A 1194-nucleotide genomic window follows, 5' to 3' on the forward strand; every position below is an offset into this window, starting at 1 on the left:
AGCGCCCACGGCGGCATGCTCGCGTCGTTGTACACGCGACCGGTGATAATCGGCCGGTCCGGGTCGCCGTTGATAAAGTCCACCACCACCTCATCGCCGACGCGCGGGATTTGCACCCCGCCGTAGCCCTGGCCCGCCCACGCGCTCGACACGCGCACCCAGCAGGAGCTGGTGTCATCGCCCTTCGCCAGACGGTCCCAGTGGAATTTGACTTTCACGCGACCGTATTTGTCCGTCCAGATACTCTCGCCGTTCGGGCCCACCACCTTCGCGGTCTGCGGGCCGTAGGTGCGCGGCCACGCCGTGGTCTGCGCCGGACGGTACACCACCGCCGACGGGATGACCGTAAAATCGGTGCGGTGAATGGTTTCACCCTCGCCGCTCGCGTAGCGGTTCTCTTCGAAGTGGTAACCCGCCGCCGTCACCAGATACTCACCGTTGTCGCTGAAGAACGGCGCGTTGGTTAAGGTGAAGGTGTGCCCCGGCGCAATCCCCGCCGCCGTGGCGGTGGCCTGAATCTGCTGATGCTCCACCTGCCAGCGCTCCTGACGGATACGGGCATAGAACTCCCCGTGCCCTTTATCCACAAAGCGCCCCGGCCAGTCGTACACGTCGATGCTGCCCGGTTTCGGCGACGCCGGGTTCTGCTGGGCCTGGAACAGCCACGCGTTCGGCTTGCGGAAGTCATAGTCGTCGAGGCTGTAAATCCCCGGCGTCACGCTGTCCTCCAGCGCCCACTGGCTGATGCCCTCTTCATCCGTACTGCCGCCGGACGGCGTCTGGTGGTAAGGAATGACCTCATAGCCGCTGAACGGCTGATGCTGCGTGGCGGCGTCGGTGAGTACCAGGGTATGTTTGTCGGCCTCATGGCTGAAGTGATAGGCAATCCCCTCCAGCTCCATCAGGCGGCTGATGAAGTCCAGGCTCGACTCCTGATACTGCACGCAGTAGTCCCATACGCGGTAGCTGCCGGTGAGTTTATCCTCAACGTTAACCTGATGCTCGCCCAGCAGGGTTTTCACAATCTGCGGCACCGTCTGGCCCTGGAAGATACGCAGGTTACGGTCGCGCTTCATCGGCCACAGGTCCGGCTCAACCGTCAGCTGGTACACCGCATAGCGGGTGCCCGTCAGCTCGACGGCGCTGACCGCCACGCGGGTAATCTTGCCGTTAACATAGCGGGACGTCAGCAGG

The 1194-nt window shown here is 63.6% G+C and carries 1 protein-coding gene; it reads right to left on the reverse strand.

Annotation, left to right across the window (positions count from 1 at the left end; all coding sequences use genetic code 11):
• The coding region (locus BJ885_RS23130) for a type VI secretion system Vgr family protein (RefSeq protein WP_121930912.1) at positions 1-1194 on the reverse strand (1194 nt) is incomplete at both ends.

It is taken from the genome of Enterobacter sp. WP_7_1, from assembly GCF_003688535.1.
Classification (GTDB): domain Bacteria; phylum Pseudomonadota; class Gammaproteobacteria; order Enterobacterales; family Enterobacteriaceae; genus Enterobacter; species Enterobacter asburiae.